This is a genomic window from Pseudomonas brassicacearum (assembly GCF_003732265.1).
GTDB classification, from domain to species: Bacteria; Pseudomonadota; Gammaproteobacteria; order Pseudomonadales; family Pseudomonadaceae; genus Aquipseudomonas; species Aquipseudomonas brassicacearum_D.
Genome location: NZ_MOBK01000064.1, coordinates 1 through 300, shown reverse-complemented (window position 1 = coordinate 300; position 300 = coordinate 1). Strand labels below are relative to the sequence as shown.

Here is a 300-nt window from a genome sequence, read left to right as displayed (position 1 = left end):
GGTGCTGTACATGTCGGTGGTCCGCAACCTGCACCAGCAACTGGAATTCCAGGCCGTGACCGATCCATTGACCGGCCTGCTAAATCGCCGAGGTTTCTACCAGACCGTTGAAAACCTGTTGCTGCGCGGTGAACGCACCGACAGCGCCTGGGTGCTGCTGTACCTGGACCTCGACGGTTTCAAGCGGGTCAATGACTCCCTCGGTCACGATGCTGGCGACCGCGTGCTGCGCTGGGTGTCCGAGCAGTTGAAGGCCTGCGTGCGGCCGTTCGACATTCTGGCGCGCATGGGTGGCGATGA

General features: G+C 62.0%; 1 protein-coding gene. It reads left to right on the top strand.

Annotated features, from left to right (window positions below; genetic code table 11):
- On the top strand, nucleotides 1–300 hold a 300-nt coding region (locus BK660_RS30055; RefSeq protein ID WP_148057481.1), incomplete at both ends, for a diguanylate cyclase.